This window comes from Bradyrhizobium diazoefficiens (genome assembly GCF_016616885.1).
In the GTDB taxonomy this organism is placed as follows: domain Bacteria; phylum Pseudomonadota; class Alphaproteobacteria; order Rhizobiales; family Xanthobacteraceae; genus Bradyrhizobium; species Bradyrhizobium diazoefficiens_F.
In genome coordinates, this window is record NZ_CP067102.1 from 2,188,682 (window position 1) to 2,213,789 (window position 25,108).

The 25,108-nt window shown below is 64.5% G+C and carries 22 protein-coding genes; 12 read left to right on the forward strand and 10 right to left on the reverse strand.

The annotated features are described in order from the left end of the window. Nucleotides 1-157 precede the first annotated feature (157 nt). From JJC00_RS09860 to JJC00_RS09885, 6 genes are all read left to right on the forward strand, one after another. Nucleotides 158-1,390, forward strand: coding sequence for a branched-chain amino acid ABC transporter substrate-binding protein (locus JJC00_RS09860; protein ID WP_200472384.1), 1,233 nt, complete (start codon nt 158-160; stop codon nt 1,388-1,390). A gap of 121 nt (nt 1,391-1,511) precedes the next feature. Next, entirely contained in the window at nt 1,512-2,459 is a 948-nt protein-coding gene (locus JJC00_RS09865) for a branched-chain amino acid ABC transporter permease (protein WP_200472385.1), read from the forward strand. Next, nucleotides 2,456-3,748: a branched-chain amino acid ABC transporter permease gene (locus JJC00_RS09870; RefSeq protein WP_200472386.1), complete on the forward strand. Its 1,293-nt coding sequence runs from the start codon at nt 2,456-2,458 to the stop codon at nt 3,746-3,748. The genes JJC00_RS09865 and JJC00_RS09870 overlap by 4 nt, the downstream gene beginning before the upstream one ends. A gap of 59 nt (nt 3,749-3,807) precedes the next feature. Continuing rightward, entirely contained in the window at nt 3,808-4,557 is a 750-nt protein-coding gene (locus JJC00_RS09875) for an ABC transporter ATP-binding protein (RefSeq protein ID WP_200472387.1), read from the forward strand. Then, nucleotides 4,557-5,252 (forward strand): ABC transporter ATP-binding protein, encoded by a 696-nt coding sequence (locus JJC00_RS09880; RefSeq protein WP_200472388.1) that lies wholly within the window; start codon nt 4,557-4,559, stop codon nt 5,250-5,252. The genes JJC00_RS09875 and JJC00_RS09880 overlap by 1 nt, the downstream gene beginning before the upstream one ends. A 390-nt stretch (nt 5,253-5,642) precedes the next feature. Beyond that, on the forward strand, nt 5,643-7,214 hold the full coding sequence (locus JJC00_RS09885; protein WP_200472389.1) for a L,D-transpeptidase: 1,572 nt from the start codon (nt 5,643-5,645) through the stop codon (nt 7,212-7,214). On the opposite strand, the gene JJC00_RS09890 is transcribed toward JJC00_RS09885, so the two are convergent. From JJC00_RS09890 to JJC00_RS09910, 5 genes are all read right to left on the reverse strand, one after another. Continuing rightward, nucleotides 7,215-8,027 (reverse strand): class I SAM-dependent methyltransferase, encoded by an 813-nt coding sequence (locus JJC00_RS09890; protein ID WP_200472390.1) that lies wholly within the window; start codon nt 8,025-8,027, stop codon nt 7,215-7,217. Between the two features lie 309 nt (nt 8,028-8,336). Further along, nucleotides 8,337-8,846: a DoxX family protein gene (locus JJC00_RS09895; protein ID WP_200472391.1), complete on the reverse strand. Its 510-nt coding sequence runs from the start codon at nt 8,844-8,846 to the stop codon at nt 8,337-8,339. Then, nucleotides 8,846-9,622 carry an HvfC/BufC N-terminal domain-containing protein gene (locus JJC00_RS09900; protein ID WP_200472392.1) on the reverse strand — a complete coding sequence of 259 codons (777 nt, stop codon included), beginning with the start codon at nt 9,620-9,622 and terminating at the stop codon, nt 8,846-8,848. Before JJC00_RS09900 ends, JJC00_RS09895 begins: the two co-directional genes overlap by 1 nt. After that, nucleotides 9,612-10,529 carry an MNIO family bufferin maturase gene (gene bufB, locus JJC00_RS09905; RefSeq protein ID WP_200472393.1) on the reverse strand — a complete coding sequence of 306 codons (918 nt, stop codon included), beginning with the start codon at nt 10,527-10,529 and terminating at the stop codon, nt 9,612-9,614. The genes JJC00_RS09900 and bufB overlap by 11 nt, the downstream gene beginning before the upstream one ends. A gap of 45 nt (nt 10,530-10,574) precedes the next feature. Continuing rightward, the gene (locus JJC00_RS09910; protein ID WP_200472394.1) at nt 10,575-10,880 is read right to left on the reverse strand and encodes a BufA1 family periplasmic bufferin-type metallophore; all 306 of its coding nucleotides are present in this window, start codon (nt 10,878-10,880) and stop codon (nt 10,575-10,577) included. A gap of 319 nt (nt 10,881-11,199) precedes the next feature. Here JJC00_RS09910 and JJC00_RS09915 point away from each other — a divergent pair, with 319 nt between their 5' ends. The 4 genes from JJC00_RS09915 to JJC00_RS09930 all read left to right on the forward strand — a co-directional run bounded on the left by JJC00_RS09915 (nt 11,200) and on the right by JJC00_RS09930 (nt 16,218). Beyond that, on the forward strand, nt 11,200-13,296 hold the full coding sequence (locus JJC00_RS09915) for an adenylate/guanylate cyclase domain-containing protein (RefSeq protein ID WP_200472395.1): 2,097 nt from the start codon (nt 11,200-11,202) through the stop codon (nt 13,294-13,296). Nucleotides 13,297-13,424: 128 nt separating this feature from the next. Then, on the forward strand, nt 13,425-14,009 hold the full coding sequence (locus JJC00_RS09920) for a HutD/Ves family protein (protein WP_200472396.1): 585 nt from the start codon (nt 13,425-13,427) through the stop codon (nt 14,007-14,009). Between the two features lie 114 nt (nt 14,010-14,123). Next, nucleotides 14,124-15,329 carry an adenylate/guanylate cyclase domain-containing protein gene (locus tag JJC00_RS09925; protein ID WP_200472397.1) on the forward strand — a complete coding sequence of 402 codons (1,206 nt, stop codon included), beginning with the start codon at nt 14,124-14,126 and terminating at the stop codon, nt 15,327-15,329. A 91-nt stretch (nt 15,330-15,420) separates the two neighbouring features. Next, nucleotides 15,421-16,218, forward strand: a complete 798-nt coding sequence (locus tag JJC00_RS09930) for an adenylate/guanylate cyclase domain-containing protein (protein ID WP_200472398.1) — start codon at nt 15,421-15,423, stop codon at nt 16,216-16,218. On the opposite strand, the gene JJC00_RS09935 is transcribed toward JJC00_RS09930, so the two are convergent. The 4 genes from JJC00_RS09935 to JJC00_RS09945 form a co-directional block, all read right to left on the reverse strand. Then, entirely contained in the window at nt 16,215-19,199 is a 2,985-nt protein-coding gene (locus tag JJC00_RS09935; protein WP_200472399.1) for a tetratricopeptide repeat protein, read from the reverse strand. The genes JJC00_RS09930 and JJC00_RS09935 overlap by 4 nt on opposite strands. A gap of 261 nt (nt 19,200-19,460) precedes the next feature. Then, nucleotides 19,461-19,589, reverse strand: coding sequence for a hypothetical protein (locus JJC00_RS38575; protein ID WP_283816809.1), 129 nt, complete (start codon nt 19,587-19,589; stop codon nt 19,461-19,463). 153 nt (nt 19,590-19,742) lie between these two features. Then, nucleotides 19,743-20,726, reverse strand: a complete 984-nt coding sequence (locus tag JJC00_RS09940) for a Bug family tripartite tricarboxylate transporter substrate binding protein (protein ID WP_200472400.1) — start codon at nt 20,724-20,726, stop codon at nt 19,743-19,745. Further along, the gene (locus JJC00_RS09945) at nt 20,723-21,193 is read right to left on the reverse strand and encodes a YybH family protein (protein WP_200472401.1); all 471 of its coding nucleotides are present in this window, start codon (nt 21,191-21,193) and stop codon (nt 20,723-20,725) included. Before JJC00_RS09945 ends, JJC00_RS09940 begins: the two co-directional genes overlap by 4 nt. 103 nt (nt 21,194-21,296) lie before the next feature. On the opposite strand from JJC00_RS09945, the gene JJC00_RS09950 reads away from it, so the two are divergent. Together JJC00_RS09950 and JJC00_RS09955 are read left to right on the forward strand one after the other, a co-directional pair. After that, complete coding sequence (locus JJC00_RS09950; protein WP_200472402.1) at nt 21,297-22,187, forward strand: LysR family transcriptional regulator; 891 nt, start codon at nt 21,297-21,299, stop codon at nt 22,185-22,187. A 139-nt stretch (nt 22,188-22,326) separates the two neighbouring features. Next, the gene (locus tag JJC00_RS09955; RefSeq protein WP_200472403.1) at nt 22,327-23,463 is read left to right on the forward strand and encodes a hypothetical protein; all 1,137 of its coding nucleotides are present in this window, start codon (nt 22,327-22,329) and stop codon (nt 23,461-23,463) included. A 120-nt stretch (nt 23,464-23,583) separates the two neighbouring features. Here JJC00_RS09955 and JJC00_RS09960 read toward each other — a convergent pair whose 3' ends face one another. Beyond that, the gene (locus JJC00_RS09960; protein ID WP_200472404.1) at nt 23,584-24,990 is read right to left on the reverse strand and encodes a DHA2 family efflux MFS transporter permease subunit; all 1,407 of its coding nucleotides are present in this window, start codon (nt 24,988-24,990) and stop codon (nt 23,584-23,586) included. Between the last annotated feature and the right edge of the window lie 118 nt (nt 24,991-25,108).

Here is a 25,108-nt window from a genome sequence, read left to right on the forward strand (position 1 = left end):
GCCGGGCAGCCTCATCACATGGCGGCGGCCCGAGCCATGTCCTGTTGCGCTTGAAAAGCAAAGTTCGTTCTGCTCATAAGAGGGCTGAAATTGCGCTGCAACACATGCGCAAAAAAAGCCCATCGACCAAAGTCGATAGCCAGCGAGGAAACAAATAATGCGCAAGCTCACTTTAGCCATTGCCGTGATCGCCCCGATGCTCGGTCATCCAGCATCGGCCGAGGACACTCTCAAGATCGGCTATATCGATCCGCTCTCCGGCGGCGGTGCCAGCGTCGGCGAGGGTGGTTTGAAGACCTTCCAGTATCTGGCCGACGAGCTCAACGCCAAGGGCGGCATCCTCGGCCACAAGATCGAGATCGTCCCGCTCGACAACAAGACCAATCCGCAAGAGAGCCTGGTACAGGCCCAGAAGGCGATCGACGCCGGGGTTCACTACATCACCCAGGGTAACGGCTCGTCGGTCGGGGCGGCGCTGTCCGATTTCGTCACCAAGAACAATTCGCGCAATCCCGGCAAGGAAGTCCTGTACTTCAACTACGCCGCTGTCGATCCGAGCCTGACCAACGAGAAGTGCAGCTATTGGCATTTCCGCTGGGATGCGAGTTCCGACATCAAGATGGAAGCGCTCACCAGCTACATGAAGGGCACCGCCTCCATCAAGAAGGTGTACCTGATCAACCAGGACTATTCGTTCGGCCAGTCGGTGCGCACCGATGCGCGCAAGATGCTCGGAGCCAAGCGGCCCGATATCCAGATCGTCGGCGACGAGCTGCATCCGCTGCTGAAGGTCACGGACTTCTCGCCCTACATCGCCAAGATCAAGGCGTCCGGCGCCGACAGCGTCGTCACCGGCAATTGGGGCCAGGATTTTGCGCTGCTGCTCAAGGCCGCGGCGGATGCCGGACTGAAGGTCAACTGGTATACTTATTATGCCGGCGGCGCCGGCGGCCCCACTGCCGTCAAGCAGACTGGCCTGGATCATCAGGTCTTCCAGATCACCGAAGGCTTTGCGAATTCCGGCAACAAGGCAGCGATGGACTACGAGAAGGCGTTCCGCGCCAAGGTCAATCTGTCGCTGTGGTATCCGCGCGCGGTCAACGAGATGCGCATGTTCAAGGCGGCGGCCGAGAAGGCCAATTCAATCGACCCCGTGAAGGTGGCGGCGGCGCTCGAGGACCTGAAGTTCGAAGTCCTCGACGGCGGCGAGGGCATCATGCGCAAGGACGACCATCAGTTCTTGCAGCCGATCTACATCTCCTCCCTCGGCAAGCTGACCGAGAGTGAGCCGTTCGACGAGGAGAGCACCGGTTGGGGCTGGCACCTGGTCTCCAGGATCGATACGCCGCAGGCCATGGTCTCCACGACCTGCAAGATGGCGCGGCCGTAATCACGAAGCCTGTCGTTGCCTCGCGGCGCCATCACGGACCGCGGGGTGACGGCAGCCGGACTATTTTTGATCGGCCGATGTTCACCGGGGCCGTCAGGCCCCGGATATCCATGAGTGCGCTGTGCTTGAACTCATTGTCATTTCGACGCTGAATGGTGTGCTGTTCGGCATGCTGCTCTTCCTGTTGTCGAGTGGGCTGACCGTCATATTCAGCATGATGGGCGTGCTCAACTTCGCCCATGCCAGCTTCTACATGCTCGGCGCCTTCTTCGGCTTCCAGCTCACGAAGTGGCTCGGCTTCTGGCCGGCGCTGGTGCTGGCGCCGCTGCTGGTGGGCGCGATCGGCATGGTGGTGGAGCGCTACGGCCTGCGCAACACCCACAAGCACGGCCATGTCGCCGAGCTCTTGCTGACGTTTGGTCTCGCTTTCGCGATCGAAGAGATCGTCTCGATGATCTGGGGCAAGAGCCCGCTCGACTATCGCGTGCCAGCGCTGCTCGACTTCCCGGCCTTCACGATCTTTTCGACCAACTATCCCGCCTACAAGATCTTCATGCTGGCCGTGTCGGTCATCATTTTCGTGGCGCTCCTGATCGTGTTGAAGCGGACCCGGGTCGGCCTCATCGTCCAGGCGGCGCTGACGCATCCGCACATGGTCGGGCATCTCGGCCACAATGTCGGGCGCGTCTTCATGGCCGTGTTCGGGGTCGGCAGCGCGCTCGCCGCCATTGCCGGCGTCATTGCAGGTCCCGCCCTGGTGACCCAGTCCGACATGGCCGCTTCGCTCGGACCCATCCTGTTCGTGGTCATCGTGTTCGGCGGCCTCGGCTCCTTGCCCGGCGCCTTCATCGCGTCGCTCGTCATCGGATTGGTGCAGACCTTTGCGGTGGCGCTCGATGGCTCGCTGGCGAGCGCCTTCGGGCCGCTCGATCCGTCGACGGGACCGTCCGTCCTCAGCGACATCTGGAACGTCACGATCGCCCAGGTCGCGCCGATCGTTCCCTATATGCTGCTGGTGCTCATTCTGATCGTTCGCCCCATGGGCTTGATGGGGACGCGCGAGTCATGACGAGTGCAACGACTTCGACATCGAAGGCCACGGTGAAGCCCGCTGGCGGCAGCGTGCGCTTCTACGGCGTCTGGCTGATCGGCATCGCCGCGCTGATCGTCCTGCCGATGATCTTTTCCTCGGGCGGATCGCTGACGTCCTTCAGCCTGATCGGCATCGCGATCGTGTTCGCGCTGTCCTACAACATCCTGCTCGGCCAGACCGGCCTGCTGTCGTTCGGTCACGCCGTGCATTACGGCCTCGGCGGCTTCGCCGCCACCCACATGATGAATGCGGTGGTGTCGCATGGCTGGCCGATCCCGCTGCCGTTCATCCCGCTGTTCGGCGGGCTCGGCGGCCTCGTGTTCGCGATGATCATTGGCTGGGTCATGACCAAGCGCGCCGGCACGGTGTTTGCGATGATCTCGCTCGGCATCGGCGAATTGGTGGCGTCCTCGTCGCTGATCCTGCGCTCGGTGTTCGGCGGTGAGTCCGGCATCACCACGGACCGCACCGCGCTGCCGAAGTTGCTCGGCTGGTCGTTCGGGCCGCAGCTTCAGGTTTATTACCTCATTGCCTTCTGGCTGGTGCTGTCGGCGATCGCGATGTACGCGCTGACCCGCACGCCGCTCGGGCGGATCTGCAATGCGGTCCGCGACAATCCTGAGCGCGTCCAGTTCATCGGCTACGATCCGCACGTCGTCCGTTACATCGCCTTCTGCTTTGCCGGCTTCTTCGCCGGCATCGCCGGAGGTCTTGCCGCGATCAATTTCGAGATCGCGAACTCCGCCTATCTCGGCGCGATCCAGTCGGGCCTCGTGCTCTTCTCGACCTTCATCGGCGGCACCGCGTTTTTCTTCGGCCCGATCCTCGGCGCGATCCTGGTGACTTATCTCCAGCTCGGGCTGACCAACCTCACCACGGCCTGGCAGCTCTATTTCGGCATCATTTTCATCGGCATCGTGATGTATGCGCCGGGTGGCATCGCCGGCCTGTTGATGATGCATCGTCCGCTGATCCGCGCCGGGACGCTGTGGACGGTGATCCCGTCCTACCTCGTCGCCATCGTGCCGACGGTCGCGCTGGCCTGCGGCGTGATCCTGACCATCGAGACGGTCGCACGTTTCGCTGGCGGCGACGCCATCAACCTGTTCGGCATTGCCTTCAATCCGACGTCGCCGGTGACATGGATCGCGGCTGCGATTCTTGTTGTCGGTGGCGCGTTCGTCGCGCGGCTGACCTGGCGGCGGATCGCGGAGGCATGGGACCGGGCTGCCACGGTGGCGCGTGACCGGGGGTATCTGGCATGAGCGAAGCGGTATCTGGCATGAGCGGAGCGGTATCTGGCACCAGCGAAGCGGTATCTAACATGACCGCGGCCATCGAAGTCCGCGCCGTCGAAAAACGCTTCGGCAATGTCGGCATCATCCGCGACCTCAATCTCAGCGTCGCCAAGGGTGAGCGTCACGCCATTATCGGCCCGAACGGCGCCGGGAAATCCACCACGTTCAACCTGATCAGCGGCCACATCGCGCCGACCTCGGGCGAGGTGAAGCTGAACGGCGATCTGATCTCTGGCCTGCGGCCATTCGAGATCAATCGCCGCGGCCTGTCGCGCTCGTTCCAGGTCACCAATGTGTTCGCGCGCATGACGGTCTGGGAGAACGTGCGCTGTGCGGTGCTGTGGGCAACAGGACATCGCTACGCGTTCTGGAAGAACGTCGACAGCCTGCCCGAGGTGCGCGAGCGCACGGCACAGATCCTCGACGACATTCATCTTACGCACCGGCGCGACGTGCCGGCGGGTCTTCTGACCTACGCCGAGCAGCGCGAGCTCGAGATCGGCATCACCATTGCGAGCGGTGCCACCGTCGTGATGCTGGATGAGCCGACCGCCGGCATGAGCCACGCCGAAACCGACCGCGCGGTCTCGCTGATCCGGCGGCTGACCGAGGGCAAGACGCTCGTGATCGTCGAGCACGACATGAGCGTCGTGTTCGGCCTTGCCGACCGCATCTCGGTCTTGGTCTACGGCCACATCATCGCCTCGGGCACGCCGGAAGAGATCCGGCGCGATCCCAGGGTCAAGGAAGCCTATCTCGGCGAGGAAGCGCACTGATGCTCGAGGTCAGGGATCTCCACGCCTATTACGGCAAGAGCCACATCCTTCAGGGTGTCGATCTCGACGTCGGTGCGGGCGAGGTCGTGAGCCTGCTCGGGCGCAACGGCGTCGGCCGCTCCACCACGGTCAAGGCGATCATGGGCGAGGTGGCGCCGCAAGGCACGATCCGCTTCAAGGGCAAGGACATTGCAGGCCTGTCCAGCTACAAGATCGCGCGCCTTGGGCTCGGCTACGTGCCCGAGCATCGCGATATCTTTCCGAGCCTGACGGTTCGCCAAAATCTCGTGCTCGGCATCAAGGACACGCGTCGTCCCGGCAAATGGCGGCTGCAGGACATGCTCGACATGTTCCCCAATCTCGCCGCGCGCGCCGACACGGCCGCGGGCGTGCTGTCCGGCGGCGAGAAGCAGATGCTCACGACATGCCGTACGCTGATGGGCGATCCCGATCTGATCATGATCGACGAGCCGACTGAAGGTCTCGCGCCGCTGATCGTCCAACAAGTCGGCGATCTCATCGCGCGGATCGCGCAAGCCGGCGTCGCCATTCTCCTCGTCGAGCAAAAACTGTCGATCGCGATGCGCATCTCCAAGCGCGTCTACATCATGGGCCACGGCCGCGTCGTGTTCGAAGGCACGCCGGGTGAGCTCAAGGCCAATGCCGCCGTGCGGCAGGAATGGCTTGAGGTCTGACGCCGCCTCCCGACGGCGACCCGCGCCGTAGCAGGTGAGCCAACTCACCCGGGCATCGCCACGAAGGTCGTGGCCGTGATTGGCCTTTCGCCAGGCTCCTGGCATATTTTTCGGGAAAGACGATGAAGCCGGTGGTGATAAGGTGTGATTCCGGTCACATCCTGTCCTGGCGTGGGCGGACATTCCGCCGCAGCGCGCCCACCAGCTCCGGGCCAGCCCGGGCCGTGAACCGCCTTTCCGCAGGCACGGACCCTCGTATATGAGAGTTTCATCGCCGGAACGGACCGAATATCGCCAAATACGGAACGGATGGTGGCTGCGATTTCTTAATCCAAAGATCGCAATCTGATCGATGACGGACCAAGTGCGGACAGGCAACCGGGGAATGGCATGAAAGACCTGATAACGACGGCGCAATCCAATGGAGCGATGCGGCGTTGGGGGCCTCCCGGACTTGTGCTGTTCGCAGCGGCGGTTGCCCTGTTCGCGCTGACCCCGGGCGCCATGGCGGCGAAGCAGCCGCGCCAGACCGTCGAGGCGGTGGCGCAGCGCGAGGCCGGCGAGCCGATCATGGCGATCGTGTCGATCAAGAGCCAGCAGGTCACGTTCTACGATTCCGAGGGCTGGATCCTGCGCGCTCCGGTCTCGACCGGCACGACCGGGCGCGAGACGCCCGCCGGCGTCTTCGCCGTCATCGAGAAGGACAAGGACCACCACTCGACCATGTACGACGATGCCTGGATGCCGAACATGCAGCGCATCACATGGAACGGGATCGCGCTGCACGGCGGACCGCTGCCAGGCTATGCCGCCTCGCATGGCTGCGTGCGCATGCCCTTCAACTTCGCCGAGGGCCTGTTCGACAAGACCAATATCGGCATGCGGGTGATCATCTCGCCGAACGATGCGGCTCCCGTCGATTTCTCGCATCCCTCGCTGTTCGTGCCCAGCAAGGAGGCCATTGCGGCGGTTCCGAGCCGTGCGGACAAGCTGTCCGCCCAGGCGGAGGAGGCCGCGAACGCGGCCGATGACGCCAAGAGGGCCGCGACGGCAGCTGCGAAGGACGCGCAATCGCTCCCGGCGTCGCTGCGCAAGCTCGAGCAGCAGAAGGCCCGCGCCGATGCCGAGAACGCCTATGCCGACAAGCTGGTTGCGAATGCCAAGACCGACCAGGCCAAGGCCAAGGCTGACGAGCTGAAGCAGAAGGCCGCGACCAAGGCCGCGGATGCGGCAACCCAGTTGGACGCCGCCAAGGCGGCGGCGCAGCCGAAGCGCGACGCGGTGGCTGCGACCAAGGAAGCCGCCAAAGTCGCCGCGGCCAGGAAGGCCGAGGCCGTGAAGGCTGCGACCGATGCAAAGCTCGCGCTCGAGCCGGTCTCGGTCTACATCAGCCGCTCGACGCAGAAGCTCTATGTCCGGCGCAACACCCACAAGCCGGCACCGGATGGTGGCGGCGAGGTGTTCGACACCAGCATCGAGGTTCCCGTCACCATCCGCAATCCCGACCAGCCGCTCGGCACGCACATCTTCACGGCGATGGCGAAGAACGACACCGGCCTGCGCTGGAGCGTGGTCACCATCGACGAGGGCGACACCGCCAAGGACGCGCTCGACCGCGTCACCATCCCGCAGGAGGTGTGGGATCGCATCGGGCCGACCGCATTGCCGCGCTCGTCGATCATCATCTCGGACGAGCCGCTGAGCGCCGAGACCAACTACCGCACCGAGTTTGTCGCGGTCCTGAGCAATCATCCCCAGGGCGGCTTCATCACCCGCAAGCCGACCGCACCGCCGATGGAAGTGGCCACCGACGATGGCTGGGGCAACGGTTTTGGTGGCAACGGCTTCTTCTTCTTTGGGCAGCGCGATCCCAACCCACAGCCGGTCTATCCGCGCCGGCAGCGCGGCGGCCAGTACCAGTACTATCAGTCGACGCAGCCGGTGCAGCGGAGTTTCTGGTAATCACGGCCATGCCGTGATCACCAGGGCTTGAATCTTCGCTTCGACCGGTCCGGAGCCGTGGCGTTTTTGGATCGCTTGCGCGACGGCATCGGTTGCGGCCTGAAGCTTGCTCGCATCCCTTGCCTCGATCTCGCCGCGCAGCGGCGTTCCCTGGCAGTACGCGGTCGCGACGTACTCGGCCGTGGGCCCGCGGCTCATCGCCGTCAGCGTTTCGATCGAGATATCCTTGAAGCCCGCGCGCTCGAGATCGGCCTTGATGACGGCCTTGTCGTGATAGCCGTGCGGCGTCCGCGCCATGAACAGCGGCGGATTGTCGGGAAACATCTTGCCGAGCGTGGTCGTCGCGTCATCCGCGAATACATTGTCCTCGATACGGTCCCAGACGCTGAACAGGTACGTGCCATCAGGCTTCAACACCCGCTTCGCTTCCGCGTAGCCCTTGCTGCGATCCGGAAAGAACATGGCGCCGAACTGGCAGCAGACGACGTCGAACGCGGAATCCTCGAAGGGCAGCGTCAGCGCATCGGCCTGACGCCAGGTCATGCGGGGATCTTCACTCTGACGCTGCTTCGCGACTGCGAGCATCGGCTCGTTGAGGTCGGTCGCGACATAGTGGACACCGGCAGGCAGCAGCGCGGCCACGGCCCGCGTCACCGCGCCGGTGCCTGCGGCGATCTCGAGCAGGTCGGAGGGCGATAGCGCTGCGACGCGTCTGGCGAGGTCGTCGGCATAGACGGAGAAGATCAACGGGACCAGATATTCGTCGTAGAGCTTTGGGACCGAGCCGGCGAAAACCTTGTCGGTGCTGGACATGCTTGCCTCGCTGAAGGTTTGGACGTCGGAGGATAGCACGGATCGACCGCTCTGGAATCGGCGTGGTGTCGCCGCCGAGCCCCTTGGTCCTCCGATTGGCGAGCTGCCCCGGATTTCGCTGCGCTCCATCCGGGCTACGAGCGCTCACCACAACCACCGACGTCATCCTGAGGTGCGAGCCTTGCGATGCACTCGCATCGCAAGGTGAAGCCTCGAAGGATGGGCCACAGGCGCTCGCGGCTCATCCTTCGAGGCGCGCAAGGGCGCGCACCTCAAGATGACGGTCGTGGATGCACGAAACCGCGGTCGCTATCGCTCAGGCGAGAGCATCCGGCCGATCAGATAATCGAGGGAGACGCGCCCCGGTCCGTAGGCCATGATGCCGAGGGCCATCGCCGCCCAGGTGATATGCACCGGCCAGCCGTCGGGCACCGTGAGCTCGACGATCACCGTCATGAACAGCAGCCCAAGCGCAGCGAACCGCGTGCCGAGGCCCAGGACGAGCAGAATCGGAAACATGATCTCGCCGCACCCTGAGAGAAAAGCCATCACCGCTGGCGCGGGATAATGATAGGGGCCGCCCGGCAGATGCAGCGTGAATTCGTCGGTGAATAGCGTCACCGCGGTATCATTCAGCTTGAGGAAGCCGCCCCATTTCAGGATGCCCGAGCGCCAGAACGGCACGGCCAACGCCAGCCGCAGCACGAGCTGGACCAGCGAGGGGGCAGCGATCGCCTGCACCAGATGATTGGCCTTATCGACGAGAAGTCCGAGCGGCGGCAGGCTTCCATCTGTCGACATGCGTTGGTCCGTGATCATCATGCGTCTCCGAAGCCAATTGCGCTGAATGCGCCGGCCTCGATCAGACCGGCAATGTTGGCGGCGATGTCGAAGTCAGACGATGTGTTCAGTGCGGATGCCGCGGCATCGCCGAGCGACCGACCCTCCGTCAGGCAGGTCGCAAAGACGGCGCCGCTGGGAGGCAAGTGCCGCACGATGACATCGAACCCGGGCCGCGTGATCAGCGCATCCTCGGGCGTGGAAGCGTCGATGCGGCCTACGGGCGCGCTGTCGCGGTTGGCGGCAAAGATCGTCACCGCTGAAAATTCCGAGCGCACGATCTGCGTGGCCGGGTGCGGCGTGAAAACGAGATCGGCCAGTCGCTCCGGCACGATCGCTGCGAGCTGCGCCGGCGCCAGCGGCGCCGCATCGCGGGCGTGATAGGCGTCGAGCCAGGCTCGCTCGATCCGGGCGACGTCGGCGAGCCAGGGCATCATCTGCGCGTGCTCGTACCCCGCAATGAAGTCCGGAAAGCCGCGGCCATACTCGAACAAAAGCGGCGAGGTCGGCGGGCTCTCGCGAACATGGAAGCGCGCCATCGCGCGGAAGAAGTCGGTGCCGGTGATGCGCTGCACCGCCGGATAGATTGCGGCGAGCGCGTCGATCAGGCTCACGGTGACGTTGTTGCGATAGACATCGTAGCGCTTTCCAGCAGCCATGCCGTTCGGCCCGGTCACGACCGGCGGCGCGGCGCGCTTGGGATCCAGCAGCGCCGGCGCGAAGGCCTCGGCAAAGGAGACCGGCTCAGGCGGCATGACGGTCCTCCGCGGGCTCGGCGATCCCGCAGCGATCGAGGATCGCCTGTGCGGCCGCGGCTTCCGCCTGCAGGACCGGCCAATCCGGAATCTTGGAGTCCCACTCGATCAGCGTCGGCATTGGGCCGCAGCGCCGGATCACGATCTCGTAGAGTTTCCACACGGCGTCGGCGACCGGGCCGTCATGGCTGTCGATCAGGAGCGGCGCGCCGTCGTCGTCCGCCTGCTCGTCGTGCCCGGCAAGATGAATCTCGCCAACGCGCGACAGCGGAAAATCGGCGAGATAGTCGAGCGCGGAAAATCCATGATTGGTCGCCGATACGAACACATTGTTGATATCGAGCAGCAGGCCGCATCCGGTGCGCGCGGCGACGCTGCGGATGAAATCGGTCTCGCTCATCGTCGTTTCGGTGAAGGCGAGATAGGTCGACGGGTTTTCCAGCAGGATCGGACGCCGGATCGCCTCCTGCATCTGGTCGATGTGATCGCAGACGTGACGCAGTGTCGCCTCGGTGTAGGGCAGCGGCAGCAGGTCGTTGAAAAAGCTGATCTCATGGGTCGACCAGGCCAGATGCTCGGACACCATGGCCGGCTGATAGCGCGCCACCAGGCCGCGGAAGCGGGCGAGGTGCGCCTTGTCGAGTGGCTGCGGTCCGCCGATCGACATGCAGACGCCGTGCAGCGAGAGCGGATGGTCGCGACGGATCGCTTCCAGCGCGCGGTGTGGTGGCCCGCCCGCGCCCATGTAATTCTCGGCATGGACCTCGAAGAAGCCGCGCTGCGGGCCATTGGCGAGGATGGCGGCGAGGTGCTCGTGCTTGAAGCTGGTGCCGGCGACGCCGCCGATTGGCATCGGAAAGCGGAGGGGCATGGGTGTGGACAGGACAGGCCCGGCCGCTATGTTCATGTTGCTCCTCCGCTTTCCTGCTTGGCGATGTTCCGGTTTGGAATCTCAGACCGGCTTCAGCGAGCCCTTCTTGCCGTTCGGCAGATCGATGCTGGTGCAGGTGCCGCCCTGGACGAATTTCCAGGCATTGCCCTGGAAGTCGGTGGTCGAGGTGCCCTGGCAGGTCGTGCCCGGCCCGGCCGCGCAATCGTTCTGGCCCTTCAGCGCGACGCCAAAGCACTTCTCCTTCTTGGCGGCCATGGCCGCATCGCCTTCGGCCTTGGTGAGCGGGGCGGCGGTCGCGAGAGTGGCAAGCGCGGTCGACATGGCGCCGGCGAGAGCGAGCGTGGTGATGGCAAGTTTGGCAGACATCGAGATTCTCCTGTTCAAGATTGCATCGCTTGGCAAGCGAGGCGCGCATTGTCCGGTTCGGTCAGCGCTCGGCTTGCGTTACCGATCGAGCCGATCACGAGTTCGTGAGACGGTTGGATGGGTGCACAGACCGTTCGCTTGGGCCGGTATTTGCGGGCAAAACGCGCGGCGAGGCCAATGCCTGGGCGCTATCGAGACGTTAGCGGCAGAGCATTGGCGGCGCATGGCGCTTGCGACACGTAACGAACGCACGCGCGCCACGTAGAGCGATGGCAGGAGATCTGGCCGGTCGCGGCTTCGCCGGAGCACGGAAACCACGATGAACGTTGATCCCGCACGGCACCTTCACGCGCTCGCCCGGTTGACGGTCAGCATCCGTCTCGCCGTCTCCGCGCTGGTGCTGGCCGCGATCCTGCTGACGGCAGCGCTCTCCAGCCTGCTGTGGTGGCGGACGGCGGAGGCGACCAGCCGGCAGCTTGCCTCGACCATCAACGAGCAGATCGTGGCGGCGGTCCGCAAGGAGGTTGCGGCCATCGTCGACGAGGCGCGCGCCGCGCACACCGCGATCCGCACCCTGTTCCTCCAGAACGTGCTCGACACCCGCGAAGCCGACAAGCGCGAATTCGTGTTCCTGTCGCAGCTGCAATCGCAGGCGACGATCTCCTGGGTCGCCTTCGGCTGGCCCGATGGCTCGTTCTTCGCCGCGCACAAGCTCGGCGATCGGCGCCTGGAGATGATGGAGATTTCCCTGGCCGATCATCCGGGCGAGCGCCGCGTCGATGAATACGACGTCGTGCCCGGCGATATCGAATTCGCCAATCGCCGCTTCGAGCCGACCGGATTCCGCGTCGCCGATCAGGCCTGGTTCAAGGCCGGGCTCGCCGCGGACGACCCGCAATGGTTCAGGGTCATGGACCATCCGACCGGCCAGCGGCCGTCGATCGCCTTTGCGGGAGCGATCGATGTCTATCAGGAACGGCAGGGCGTTCTTGCCGTGGTCATCGAATACACCAGGCTTGCGCGCTTCCTGTCGCAGCTCGAGGTTGGGCGCACGGGAACGGCTTTCATCGTCGACGACAGCGGCGAGCTTGTCGCGGCACCGGACAAGAATGCCGACGAGCTGCATTCGGCACAGGGCGACACCGCGCTGTTGCCGCTGGCGCGCACGGCACTTGCGAAAGCGGGGGAGGCCGGCCGCAAGGAAGCCTGGCGCAGCCGGCTCACTTCGCAAGGCGCGGCCTATGAAGTCGCGCTCACGCCATTGCCGTTTCCCGGCTGGTCGCTGGCAACAGTCATCCCGGAGGCCGAATTCCTCGGTCCGGTCGAGACCACGCTACGGCACCTGATCCTTGGCCTGGCCATCGGCGCGGTGCTCGCAGCACTGGCGTCGGCGGTACTTGCGCGTTCCGTCATTGCCGCGCCGCTGTCGCGCGTCGTCGGCGAGCTTCGTCATGTCGAAGCCTTCGCGTTGGAGCAGGTTCGCCGGCATCCGTCGCGAGTGAAGGAGATCGCGAGCCTGTCGGGCGCGATCGCCGAGATGGCGTCGGGACTGTCCGCGTTCCGCAAGTTCATCCCGGCCGATCTGGTCCGCGCGCTGCTGCGCCAGGGCGTCGAGGCCAGGCCCGGCGGAAGCATCCAGGAGCTCAGCGTGATGTTCATCGACATTGCCGGCTTCACCGGATTGTCCGAGCGTCTCGGTGATCGCGTGGTGCCGCTGCTGTCGCGCTATCTCGACATCACCTCGGAGACCATCGTCGCCAATGGCGGGACCATCGACAAGTTCATCGGCGACGCCGTGATGGCATTCTGGGGCGCGCCGCAGCCGCAAGCTGATCACGCCGCGCGATGCTGCCGCGCGGCGCTCGCCTGCCGCAGGGCGATCGAGCAGTCGGGCCTCGCCGACGATCTCGGCCAGCCGCTCCAGATCCGGATCGGCATCAATTCCGGCCGCATGCTGGTCGGCAATATCGGTTCGGAGCTGCGGCTGAACTACACCGTGATCGGCGACGCCGTGAACGTCGCGAGCCGGCTCGAAGGCGTCAACAAATCCTATGGAACGCAAATCCTGATCGGCGAGACCACCGAACGTCTCGCGCGCGGGGCCGTCGTCACGCGTGAGATCGACAGTATCGCGGTTTACGGCCGGGAGGAGGGACTGTCCGTCCACGAGCTGATCGGGATCGCGAACGCGAGCGCAAGCAGCGGCGAGGCGACCGGCTGGATCGCGGACTACGCGCGCGGGCTGGCCAATTATCGCGCACGCCGGTTTGCCGCCGCGCTCGCCGATTTCGAAACCGTGTTGTCGCAGCGCGGCCACGATCGCCCGGCCGAGCTGATGCGCGACCGTTGCCGGCAGCTCGCGGCGGCCGCGCCCGATCCCGCCTGGCGGCCCGTGGCCGCGCTGACGTCGAAATAGCAACGGCGAATACCGGCCCGACCACAACGGCATCAGGGGCTACACCGCGGCCTACCACGCCGAAAGCCTCGACGCCAAGGCATGAGGCGATTAATGATGCGCGGTGATCCACGACGGGACGCCCGTACATGAAAACCACGCTGCTGAAATCCGAAGACTACACCCGCTCGCCCTGGAAGAACGGCGGCGGCATCTTTACCGATATCGCGGATGCGCATCGGCCGGGCGCGGCGGTGAAGGACTGGGACAGCCTGCTGTGGCGCTTCGCTTCCACGCCGATCGTGGCGCCCGGGCCGTTCTCCCACATGCCCGGCATCGACCGCCTGCAGATGGTGGTCGGTGGGCGCGGGCTGGTGCTGAAATCGCCCACGCAGGAGTTCGACGAGCGCGAGCCGTTCACGACCGTGCGCTTCACCGGTGAGATGGCGATCGTGACCGCGCTCGAGGCCGGTCCAGTCGAGGTTGTCAATCTGATGGCGCGGCGCGGTGCGGCGGAGATCGGGTTGGAGGCGCTCAAGAAGCCCGGCGAGTGGGCACTGCCCGCTGGCACGCATCTCGTTTACGCGGCGCGCGGCGACTGCGGCATCCGTCTCGACGGAGCGGATTTTGCGATTTCGCACGAAAACACGTTGAAGGTCGAATTGACCGCGACCTCGACGCTCGCGCTCGTTTCGGGGTTGGCCGTGCTGGGGTCGATCAAAATCGTGGGCTGAGCCGCGATCTTGTCCACCAGAGCGATGCGCACAATCCATGCAACTGGCTAGGTTGACGCGGCCGCGCCGCAACACGATATGTGCTCCGATGCAGACCGCCGCGAAGGGCACGATATGAACGCGTCAGACAATATTGCCGCCACGCCACTGTCCGACGACGTCGTCGATTGGCTAACCAACGGCACCCGCGACCAGCGCTTCATCGACAACATTTTTGCCGAGATGTGCATCCGCCTGCAGCAGGCGGGGGTTCCACTCAAGCGGTCGACGCTTCACGTCCGCATCCAGCATCCGCAATGGCTGGGGGCCCGTATCATGTGGTCCGACGGCATGCGTGAGGCCGAGATCGGGCGGGTCGATTTCGATGTCATGGGACGCCCCGAATATATCGGCAGTCCCGCCAACGAGATGTTCGACGGTGCAACCGAAGTGCGCGAGAAGCTGGAGCGGGATCCCGCGCTCGGCCGCAAGCATGCGCTTTATGACGAGATGCGGGCGATGGGCCTGACCGATTATGTCGCCTGGCCGCTCTACCACACCCTCGGCAAGCGTCATCTCATCACCTTCGCGACCGACCGCCCCGGCGGCTTCGACGATGCGCACATCGCGGCGCTGAAGAAAGTGTTGCCGGTGCTGGCGCTGGTCAGCGAGATCCGCGTCAAGAATCGCCTGGCGCGCACGCTGCTCGAGACCTATGTCGGCGCCCATGCCGGCGAGCTGATCCTCGCCGGCGCCACGCGTCGCGGCACCGGCACGACGGTGCGCGCCGCGATCATGATCTGCGACCTGCGCGATTTTACGAAAATCTCCGACAACTGGCCGCGCGACGACGTCATCGATCTCCTCAACGATTATTTCGACGCGATGTCCGATCCGATCACGCGGCATGGCGGCGAGATCCTGAAATTCATCGGCGACGGCCTGCTGGCGATCTTTCCGCTTAGCCAGCCCAACGCCTGTGCCAATCTGCTGCGCGCGGTGACCGAGGCCAGGCAGGCCATGGCCGCGCTGAACCAGCGGAACAACAGCACGGGCCGTGCGCCGCTGAATTACGGCATCGGCGTCCATGTCGGCGACGTCATGTACGGCAATATCGGATCGACCAGCCGGCTCGACTTCACCGTGATCGGTCCCGCCGTCAACATGGCCTCGCGGCTCGAGGCGCTCACCAAGCAGATTGGCAAGCCGGTGCTGCTGTCGCGCGATTTTGCCGAGCTGGTGACGCCGGAGTTCGAGCTCGAGCGGGTCGGCCAGCACGCCGTGCGCGGTTTCAGCGAGCCGATCGAGCTGTTTGCGTTTCCGCCGGGCGCGGGGACGTAACGGCCGCGCTGCGTGCGCGCTGTTGCCAACGCGGAAGCGTCCAACTACGCTCCGCCTCAGCTCCGCCCGTCCAGCGATCCGCCGCAAACTCATGCCCAAATTTCTTCGCATCGGCCTGCATCAGTCGAACGTGTCGGGATACACCTCAAAAGCGTGGTGCGTGCGGCGGGTCGGCTCGGCGGTGTTCCTGAAATGGGGCGCCGTGGAGGTGCAGGGCGCCGGCAACGGACGCAAGGTCTACTGGAGGCGTCTGCCGCAAGAGAAGACGATCCGCTGCGGCACAGCGCAGCGCGCCCAGGACTATACCAAATCCGCGATCGCGCGGCGGCGCAGCCATGATTATGAGCCGCTGACTGGCGCCATCGCGCCCCAGCGCAAATCCGCCAACAACAGCGCCGACCTCAAGCAGGCGCTCGCCACGATCCTGATCGTCGACATCGTCGGCTCCACGGCAAAAGCCGCAAAGCTCGGCGATGCGCGCTGGACCAAGGTGATGGGCCTCTATTACGCGGCGGTCCGCAAAGAGCTGAAGTCCGCGCGCGGCAAGGAGGTCGTGACGACGGGCGACGGCGTGCTCGCCACCTTCAAGGCGCCGGCCGCCGGCATCAATTGCGCGACCGCGATTCGAGAGGCCGTGCGCACGCTCGGCCTCGATATCAGGGTTGGCTTACACGCCGGCGAATACACGATCAGCGGCGGCGAGATGGTCGGCCTTGCCTTCCACATCTGCACCCGCGTCGCGGCAAAAGCCCGCGCCGGCGAAGTTCTGGTCTCGCGTGCGGTGAAGGATTTGCTCCTGACGCAGTCCACCATCCGCCTGAGGGATCACGGCAGTCACCAGCTCAAGGGTGTGCCGGCGCGCTGGCGGCTCTATCGGGTTGAGGGTTAGGGCGCCAGGGCAGGTACCGGCGCGTCGTTCACTTTATCGCGGCTGCGCCGCGCAGACACCAGGGCCTCCAGCTCGCCGCGAACGTCGTCCACGACGCTCGCCCAGTTGCCTCGCTTTGGTTGCCTGAACAGTCTCATGGATCGATACCACGGGCTGTCGTTGCGATTAAGCAGCCAGCGCCAATCCGGATTGAAAGGCAACATCGTCCAGACAGGAGCGCCCAGCGCGCCGGCGAGGTGAACGACGCTGGTGTCGACCGAAATCACCAGATCAAGGCAGGAAATCATTGCGGCTGTTTCGCTGAAATCGGTGAGCTGTTCCGTCAGGTCGACGATATCAGGACGTTCGCCAAGGAAGGCCCGGTCCTGATCCCGGACGCCCTTTTGCAGGCTGACAAACTGGACGTCGCAATCCAGGAGAGAAGAAAGCGTCCGCAGTGCCATCGATCGATTGTGATCGTTCTTGTGATCCGGATTCCCCGACCAGACAAGACCGACGCGGAAGCGATTGCGGGGGCCAAGCCGGTCTTCCCAAGCTTTCACGCGCGCCGCCGGAGGCGCGGGAAGGTAGCCTTCCGCGAACAGGATGGTATCGAGCCGCGTCCCGAACACGAGTGGCAGAGTTCCAAGAGGACAGTGCAGGTCGAACGCCAGCGACGTCGAAGACGATCGGCCGATACACGCAGCGACTCCAGTGATACCCCCCAAGAGCTGCTGGATCGGAGGCTGGACCTCCAGGATGACTCGAGCTCCGAGCGCGGCCGCCATGGGCACATAGCGCGCAAACTGGATTGCATCGCCCATTCCCTCTTCAGAGTGAAGCAAGAGGGTCTTGCCTTCGATCGGCTGGTCCCCGAGCCAAAGGGGTTGGGAAAAGCCGCGATCGGGCAAACCGACGGGAAGCTTCCAACGCGCCTCGCGCCCAGGCCAGCCTTGCTCAAAATCTCCGGTCAGCAGTTGAAGCGTCGCCAGATTGAAGATCGCCGGCGCATTGCCCGGTTCGACCGCCAGCGATCTGTGAAAGGTCACCAAGGCTTCATCCAGCAATTGCAGATTCAACAAAGCCAATGCCTTGTTGTTAAGCACTGCGGAAAAATCCGGACGAAGTTCAAGCGCCCGATCGAAACGCACAACTGCCTGCTCGAATCGGCCAAGTCTCGAATGAAGCAAGCCAAAGTTGTTGTGCGTTTCCGCCTGGCTGGAGTCCAGTGCAATGGACTTCTCATAGTCGGCCTCCGCTTCCTCAAACCGGTTTGCCTCTTGGAGGCAAGCGCCGCGCATTTGATACAGGGCTGCAGAATTTGGATCCAGTTTCTCGGCTACGTCCAGGCATTCCAAGGCTTCCGCATACCGGCCGAGATTAAACAGCAGTCCGCCGCAGCTTTTCGCTGCCTCCAGGTATTGTGGATACAGTTGTAGCGCCCGTTGGAAGTGCAGCAGAGCCTCGTCCGTGCGCTTGAGCTGCCGGAGCTGATGGCCGAGGTAATTCGAGACGAGCGCATCCTCTCGCTTGAGGGGCACGGCCTCGCTTTGGTGCGGCCGTGGGTCCGCCCGCCGTGCGGACACCAGGGCCTCCAGCTCGCGCCGAACGCTGTCCACGACGCTGGCCCAGTCGTCGCGCTTCGGCTGCCTGAACAGCCTCATGGACTGGTACCACGGGCTGTCGTCGCGGTTGAGCAGCCAGCGCCAGTCCGGGTTGAAGGGCAGCATGGTCCAGACCGGCGCGCCCAGCGCGCCGGCGAGGTGCACGACGCTGGTGTCGACCGAGATCACCAGGTCGAGACAGGAGACCAGCGCCGCCGTCTCGCTGAAATCGGTGAGCTGCTCCGTCAGGTCGATGATGTCCTCGCGTTCGCTAAGGAAGGCGCGATCCTGATCCCTGATGCCTTTTTGCAAGGAGACGAACTGGACGTCGCAATCCAGCAGCGGGGCGAGCGCGCGCAGGGATATCGACCGGTTGTGATCGTTGTTGTGCCCCGGATCTCCCGACCAGACCAGGCCGACGCGGAAGCGCGTGCGGGGACCAAGCCGGTCTTGCCACGCCTTCAGGCGTTCCGCCGGAGGCGCAGGTAGGAAGCCTTCCGCGAACGGGATGGTGTCGAGCCGGGTCCCGAACGCCAGCGGCAGGCTGCCAAGCGGACAGTGCAGGTCGAACGCCAGCGACGGCGTCGACGATCGGTCGACACAATGTGCGACGCCGGGTACGGCGGCCAGAAGCCGCTGGACCGCAGGCTTGACCTCCAGGATGACCTGGGCCCCGAGCGCGGCCACGAAGGGCACATAGCGCGCAAACTGAATGGAATCGCCGAGCGCCTCGTCGGCGTGAAGCAGGATGGTCTTGCCTTCGAGCGGCTGGTCGAGAAGCCAAAGGGGTTTTGTAAATCCGCGATCAGCGAGGCCGAGAGACGATGCTTTCCAGCGCGCCTCGCGCCCCGACAAGCCCCGCTCGAAATCTCCGGTCAGCATCTGCAGCAGCGCGAAATTCCAGATCGTGTCCGCATTGCCAGGCTCGAGGGCCTGCGATTGGCGAAAGACCGCGAAAGCCTCGTCCAGCAATTGCAGGCTCCACAGCGCGCGTGCCTTTTCGTTCAGCGCCGCGGTAAAATTCGGACGAAGCGCGAGCGCGCGATCGAAGCTCGCGAAGGCCTGTTCCATCCGGCCAAATCTCGCATGCAGCGTGCCGAGGTTCTTGTGCGTCTCGGCCTCAGTGGGGTTCAGCGCAATCGATCTCTCGAAGTCGGCCTGCGCCTCCTCGAACCGTCCCAGCCGCTGCAGGCACAGCCCGCGCGTCTGATACAGCGGCGCGACATTCGGATTGAGCCTGGCGAATGCGTTGAAGTAGTCCAGGGCTTCGGCATACCGGCCGAGATTGAACAGCGCCTGGCCCTGTTTTGCGGCCTCCAGACTCTTGGCGACCGCCAGATTTTGCGGCGCGGCCTTTGAGGATTGTTTGGCCGCGGCGCGGCGTTCTTGGCGGTTCATGGGGGGACCAGAGAAGATGTGCTTGCGGGTCTACCGAGCGCGATCGGAGGGGCCATTGAAGCAGTTTCTGGTGCGAGGCTGGTGCGAAGCTGGCGCGGTCTGCGGATTCCATGCCGAGGTGCCGCCTCGCGTATCTCTCCCCACCGTCATTGCGAGGAGCCCTTGCGACGAAGCAATCCAGAATCGTCCCGCAGAGGGATTCTGGATTGCTTCGCTGCGCTCGCAATGACGGAGTGTGAGGAATCTAGGGGCAGTCCGATGTCACCGCAGCCCCGTGCCTTTGCATCGCTGGCACTTTACCACCTTGTCGCCCTTCTTGAGCAAGCCTTTGCCCTCACAATTTTTGCACTTCTGCTTCTTCTTGATGTTCGGGCCTTTTTCACTGACCATGAAATCCTCCTGCCGCGAGAGAGCGGTCGACTGGCGCTTTGTATGCGCTGCGCTCGTGGCAGTCCATCTCACTATCTGCTGCAGCTTCGGTGTCGAGCTTTCGTTTTGACATCGATTGTGCTCGTGCTGCTTTGCCGTCGTCGTTGCTGCCTCCTAGTCGAGCCTGATGCCGGCTTCCTTGATAACCGGGCCCCAGCGCCGGTGCCCTTCATCGATCAACTGCCGGAGCGTGTCGCTTGACCCTGTAAGCGGGCGGAAGCTGAGCTTGGCGAATTGCTGCTGCACGTCAGGCGCCACCATGATCGCCGCGATCTTGCGATTGAGGTCCGTCACGGCCTCGCCCGGCGCCTTGGCCGGGGCGACCAAACCGAACCAGGCTTCCGCTTCCGCACCCGGGAAACCCGCTTCGGCGATGGTCGGAACGTCAGGCAGGTCAGGCTCCCGTACACGGCCGGTGACGGCCAACACCTTTACGGCGCCGACCTTGACCTGCGGCGCGATCAAGGGCGGCGCATCGACGAACAATTGAACGTCGCCGCGGATCACGCCGGTGAGGCCTTCGGGCCCGGTGCGAAACGGCACGAACTGCACGTCAATATCCGCGGTGCGCGCCAACAGCCGCGCGACGACATCGGGCGGCGAGCCGTTGCTCGCGGTGCCGATGGCGAGGCGCCCGGGATGAGATTTCGCGTAGGCGACGAGCTCGGGAAAGCTCGCGGCCGGGACCAACGGATGAGCTGCGACCGCCAGCGCGCCAACGACCAAGGGACATACCGGGGCGACGTCGTGAACAGGATCGTAAGGCAGCCTGGCAAACAGATAGCTGTTGAAGACGAGCTGCGACATCGAAGCGATCGCGATCGTGTAGCCGTCCGGATTGCTGGAGACGAGCGCCTGCATCGCGATGATCCCTCCCGCGCCCGGCCGGTTTTCGACCACGACCGGCTGGCCAGCGACGGCCGACAGCTTGTCGCCGATCACGCGGGCGACCAGATCCGGAACACTCCCGGGCCCGCCGCCAACGAGGAGGTGAAATGGTCGCGCGGGAAACGTCTCCGCCCGGGCCGTTGCGCCGAGCAGCGCGAGCGCTGTTGCAGCCGGCATGTTGCGCAAGATCTGTCGCCGCGTTGCAATCATGGTGCTGCCCCTTCGTCGCCGTGTGCGTCCACGTCCGATCGCAGATTTGTATTCTGGCCTGCAATGATCCGTGCGTTTCCTTCGGCCGGCCATTCGACCAGCCAGGAAAAGATTCCCCGTCGCGGTTGCCTCGGTGTCCCGTCCGGATCGCGATCGCCTTGCATCGCCCAGCGAAGATGGACGAGGACGAGCGTGTCGCGCAGCCGCCGCGCGGTCTGATCGATGTTGCGCCAGACGCTGTCGCGCATCTGCAGGCGGTGGATCTCGGCGTGATGGCGCCTGAACGCCTCAGCTCCCCGCAGCCAGACGCCGGCAACGGTAACGAAATCGATGTCGGGGTGCACAAGCCGGGTAAGGCCGTCGATGTCGTGCCGATTCCAGGCGTCGGCCCAGTCGGCGGCCATCGCGGCGGCGGCTGTATTGGCCGACGGCGCTTCGGGGGCGGGTATCGTTCGCGCGGCGGTCATGTTGACACTCCCTCGGGGGTTGCCAAGACCTTGGGATGCCGTGATGATGCAGTCAAATCGACAAATGTTGTAAGTTCATACGGTTTTGATATGAGATGGCCCAATGAACCTGAAGCGCCTGCAGGCCTTCCACGCGGTGTTTTCCACCGGCTCGGTGACCGAAGCTGCGCGCCGGCTGCACCTGTCGCAGCCGGCCGTTAGCCGTTTGATCGCCGATCTCGAACGCGAGTTGGGGCTTGCTCTGTTCGTTCGGCAGCGGCAACGGCTTGTCGTCACCGGCGAAGGCCGCGCCTTCTTCCGCGAGGCCGAACGCGCTTTGGCCGCGGTCGACCAGATCGTGGATATTGCGCGCGACATCCGCACGCTGCAGGGCGCGCATCTGCGTGTCGTTGCGCCGATGATCGTTGCGTTCGGCTTGATGCCGGCAGCGATCAAGGCGTTCACGACCTTGCACCCCAGAGCGCGGGTCTCGCTGGAGATCAAGCATATGGGCGAGCTCGCCGATTGGGTGACCACGGGCCCATTCGATGCCGGCATCACGGTGATGCCGTTCGAGGACGCGCGCATCGAGTGCGAGCACCTCGTGACGGCCCGCTGCCTGCTCGCGCTGCCCAAGGGCCATCGGCTGGCGCGCAAGCCCTATGTCCGGCTGAGTGAGCTCGACGGCGAGCGGATGATCCTGCCGCCGCCCGGGAACCTCAACCGAGACCGGTTCGCCGCAGCGCTCGCCGCGGCAAAAGCCTCCTACGACGGATCGATCGATACGCCGTCGGTGTTCTCGGCCTGCCAGCTCGTTGCCGGTGGAATGGGGCTCGCCATTGTCGATCCGTTCACCGCGAAGAGCGCCGCGTCGCTCGGCCTAGTCGCCGTTCCGCTGCGACCGGCGATCGAGCTGTCGTTCGGCCTGTTCTTTCCGGCAAACCGCGCGCGTTCCACGATGGTCCGCTCGTTCGCCAAAGCAGCGAGGTCGGCGCTACTTGCTGAGGTGCGATAAGTTGTCAATTTCACGCTTGTTGTGGTTTGATGCGATCGTTTCTGGTGCGACTGTCGACGTCGCGAGGAGAGGCAGCGCGCTCTGCTGTCGAATGCGTGGAGTCCAGGTAGGATCGGATGACGTCTAGCAAGCAACCCGCATGAGCGAATATCAGTATTACGAATTTCTGGCGATCGATCGACCGCTCGATAGTGCGGCGCAGGACGCTCTGCGGGCCATCTCGTCCCGGGCGCGGATCACCGCGACGAGTTTCAGCAATCACTACGAATGGGGGGACCTCAAGGGTGACCCCTGCAAGTTCATGGAGGACTGGTTCGATCTGCATCTCTATGTGGCGAATTGGGGCACGCGGCGGCTGATGCTTCGTGTGCCGGCGCGGTTGGTGAAACGCGGCGACATCGACGGCATTATTAGCGAGGTCGATTGCGTTCGGGTATGGAACTCCGGGGATAACGTGGTCGTCGATATTCAACGTGACGAAGAGGGCGTCGACGACTGGGATGATGGCTCGGGTCAGCTTGCCGGACTCGCGCCGCTGCGAAACGATGTGTTGTCGGGAGATCTCAGGCTGTTCTATCTGCTTTGGTTGTCGGCGGTTCAGGATGAATATGTCCCCGACGAGGACGTCGAACCGCTGCCGGGGATAGCTCCGCTGACCGGCCCGCTCGAAGCGTTTGCCGAGTTTTTCTACATCGACCGGGATCTCGTCGCAGCGGCTGCCGAGCTTGGCGGAAATGATGCTGCAAGATCCAGGGACGATTTGCAGACGGCGTTGGCGACGATTCCCGACCATGAGAAAACGGAGCTGCTGCTGCGCGTTGTCGACGGAGATCCGTATGTGGGCGTCGAGCTCAGAGGCAGGCTTCGTGACAAAGCCCAGGCGCCGGCGACACGCCGTACAGCCGGCACCCTGCGAATGCGTGCGCAAAAGATCGGGGAAGCCCGTGAACGTGCCGACGCCGAACGCCGGGAAACGGAGCGGCGGCGTCGGGCGGCAGAGGCCGAGAAGGCGCGCCGCGTGCGGTTGAAGGCGCTCAAGCAACGCGGTGCGAACGTCTGGCGCGAGATCGAGGATGGGATCGAACGTCGCAACCCAACCGGCTATGACCAGGCGATGGCCCTTCTGGCCGATCTTCAGGCGCTGGCCGAAGAAGAGGGATCCCAGGATGACTTCAGCAGCCGTGTCCGCGCGATCCGGGCGCGCCACGAGAAAAAGAGCAAGTTCATCGAGCGGCTGAACAAGCTTGGACGCGGCGATGGCGAGCGAACGGATTGACGCAGTTTGCGGGGCAGTCCGGTATCACGGGTATTGTGGTGCACTCAATTGCTGACCTTTCGAACCCGGCATTTGGTGCACTGTCACCGTGCGCCGATTGAGATTCTTTCGTCATGAGCATCACGCATCTTGCGGCGCGGCTGCGCCGGCGATGCGTCGCCGTGCCGGCAGGAAAAATCCCGCAATCGCGCCGACCAACGACAGCGTTGCGGCGAGGCTCATCGCCGCAGCAAATCCGGTCTCGAAATGCGCAGCCGAATCGACCGCACCGTTGGCGGCGAAGTCCGCCACCAGCGCAGCGATGCCGAACATGCCGCCAAGGAAGCGGCCCATGTTGAAGATGCCGGATGCCTTGCCCATTTCGGTCACCGCGACCGAGCCCAGGATGGCGTTCTGCGCGGCTGGCATCGCCATCGAGACGCCGACGCCAGCCAGCACCAACGGCGCGACCAGAGCAGAATAGGGAACGGACGGGCTCACGATAGCTGCGATCCAGCCAAGGCCGATCGCCTGCATCAGCAATCCCGTCACCACCAGCAGCCGCTCGCCGAATCTGTTGACGACCGCGCCGGCGACCGGGGCGGTGATGAACAGCGTCGCCGTCCACGGAAGCAAGCGAAGTCCGGCGTCGAAGGCGTCGAAGCCCAGCGTGGTCTGGAGGAACTGCGGCATCAGGAACAACACGCCATACATCGCAGCGTAGAACAGGACGCTTGCGGTCATGCCGGACGCCAGCGCACGGGATGCAAACAGCCGCATCGGCACCATCGGCGCGGCCGCGCGCAATTCCCAGAGCACGAAGGCGGCTGCCAATACCAGGCCTGACATCAGCGTGCCCATGACCTCGGCGCTCGCCCACCCCACAGCGTTGCCGCGCAACAGGCTCCAGACCAGCGCCAGTGCCGCGAGGGCGACAAGCAATAGTCCGGGGATGTCCAATGCGGCAGCCGGTCCGAAGCTTTCGCGCAACCGTGCCAGCACCAGCCCGATCGCGATCAGGCCGATCGGCAGGTTGATCCAGAAGACCCATCGCCAGCCGAAATGTTCGGTGATGAAGCCGCCGATGGCGGGGCCGATGATCAGCGCGCAGCCGGTGATGCCGCTGAAAATGCCGAGCGCCCGGGCGCGCTCCTCCCGGCCGAACGTGCCGCTCAGGATCGCCATCGCCAGCGGCATCACCAGCGCGGCGCCGGCGCCCTGCAGCGCGCGAGCGGCGATCAGCGCGGTGGCATTGCTTGCGAGTGCACAGGCCGCTGAGGCAACGACGAACAGGGCGATCCCGGCCGCGAACATGCGGCGGCGCCCGAAGCGGTCGCCGAGCGCGGCGCCGGTCAGGAGCAGCACAGCAAAAGTCAGGTTGAAGGCGTTGACGGTCCATTGCAGCGTCTCGACCGGACTGCCGAACTCGGTGCGGATGGCCGCGAATGCCGTCGTAATGATCATGGCGTCCAGCGCCATCATGAAGGATGCCAGCGCGGTGACGCCAAGCACCCAGTTCCGCTCGGCGCGATTGGTCGGGGTCTGCATCGCCCTCTCTCCGTGTGTCGCGCCGCCCTGTCGCGGCGCGTTCTGGGGGTGAGACGAGGCCGGCGTGATAAAGGATGCGCCCGGAAATAATTTTCTCCGGACCGCATCCTTCGCCGGC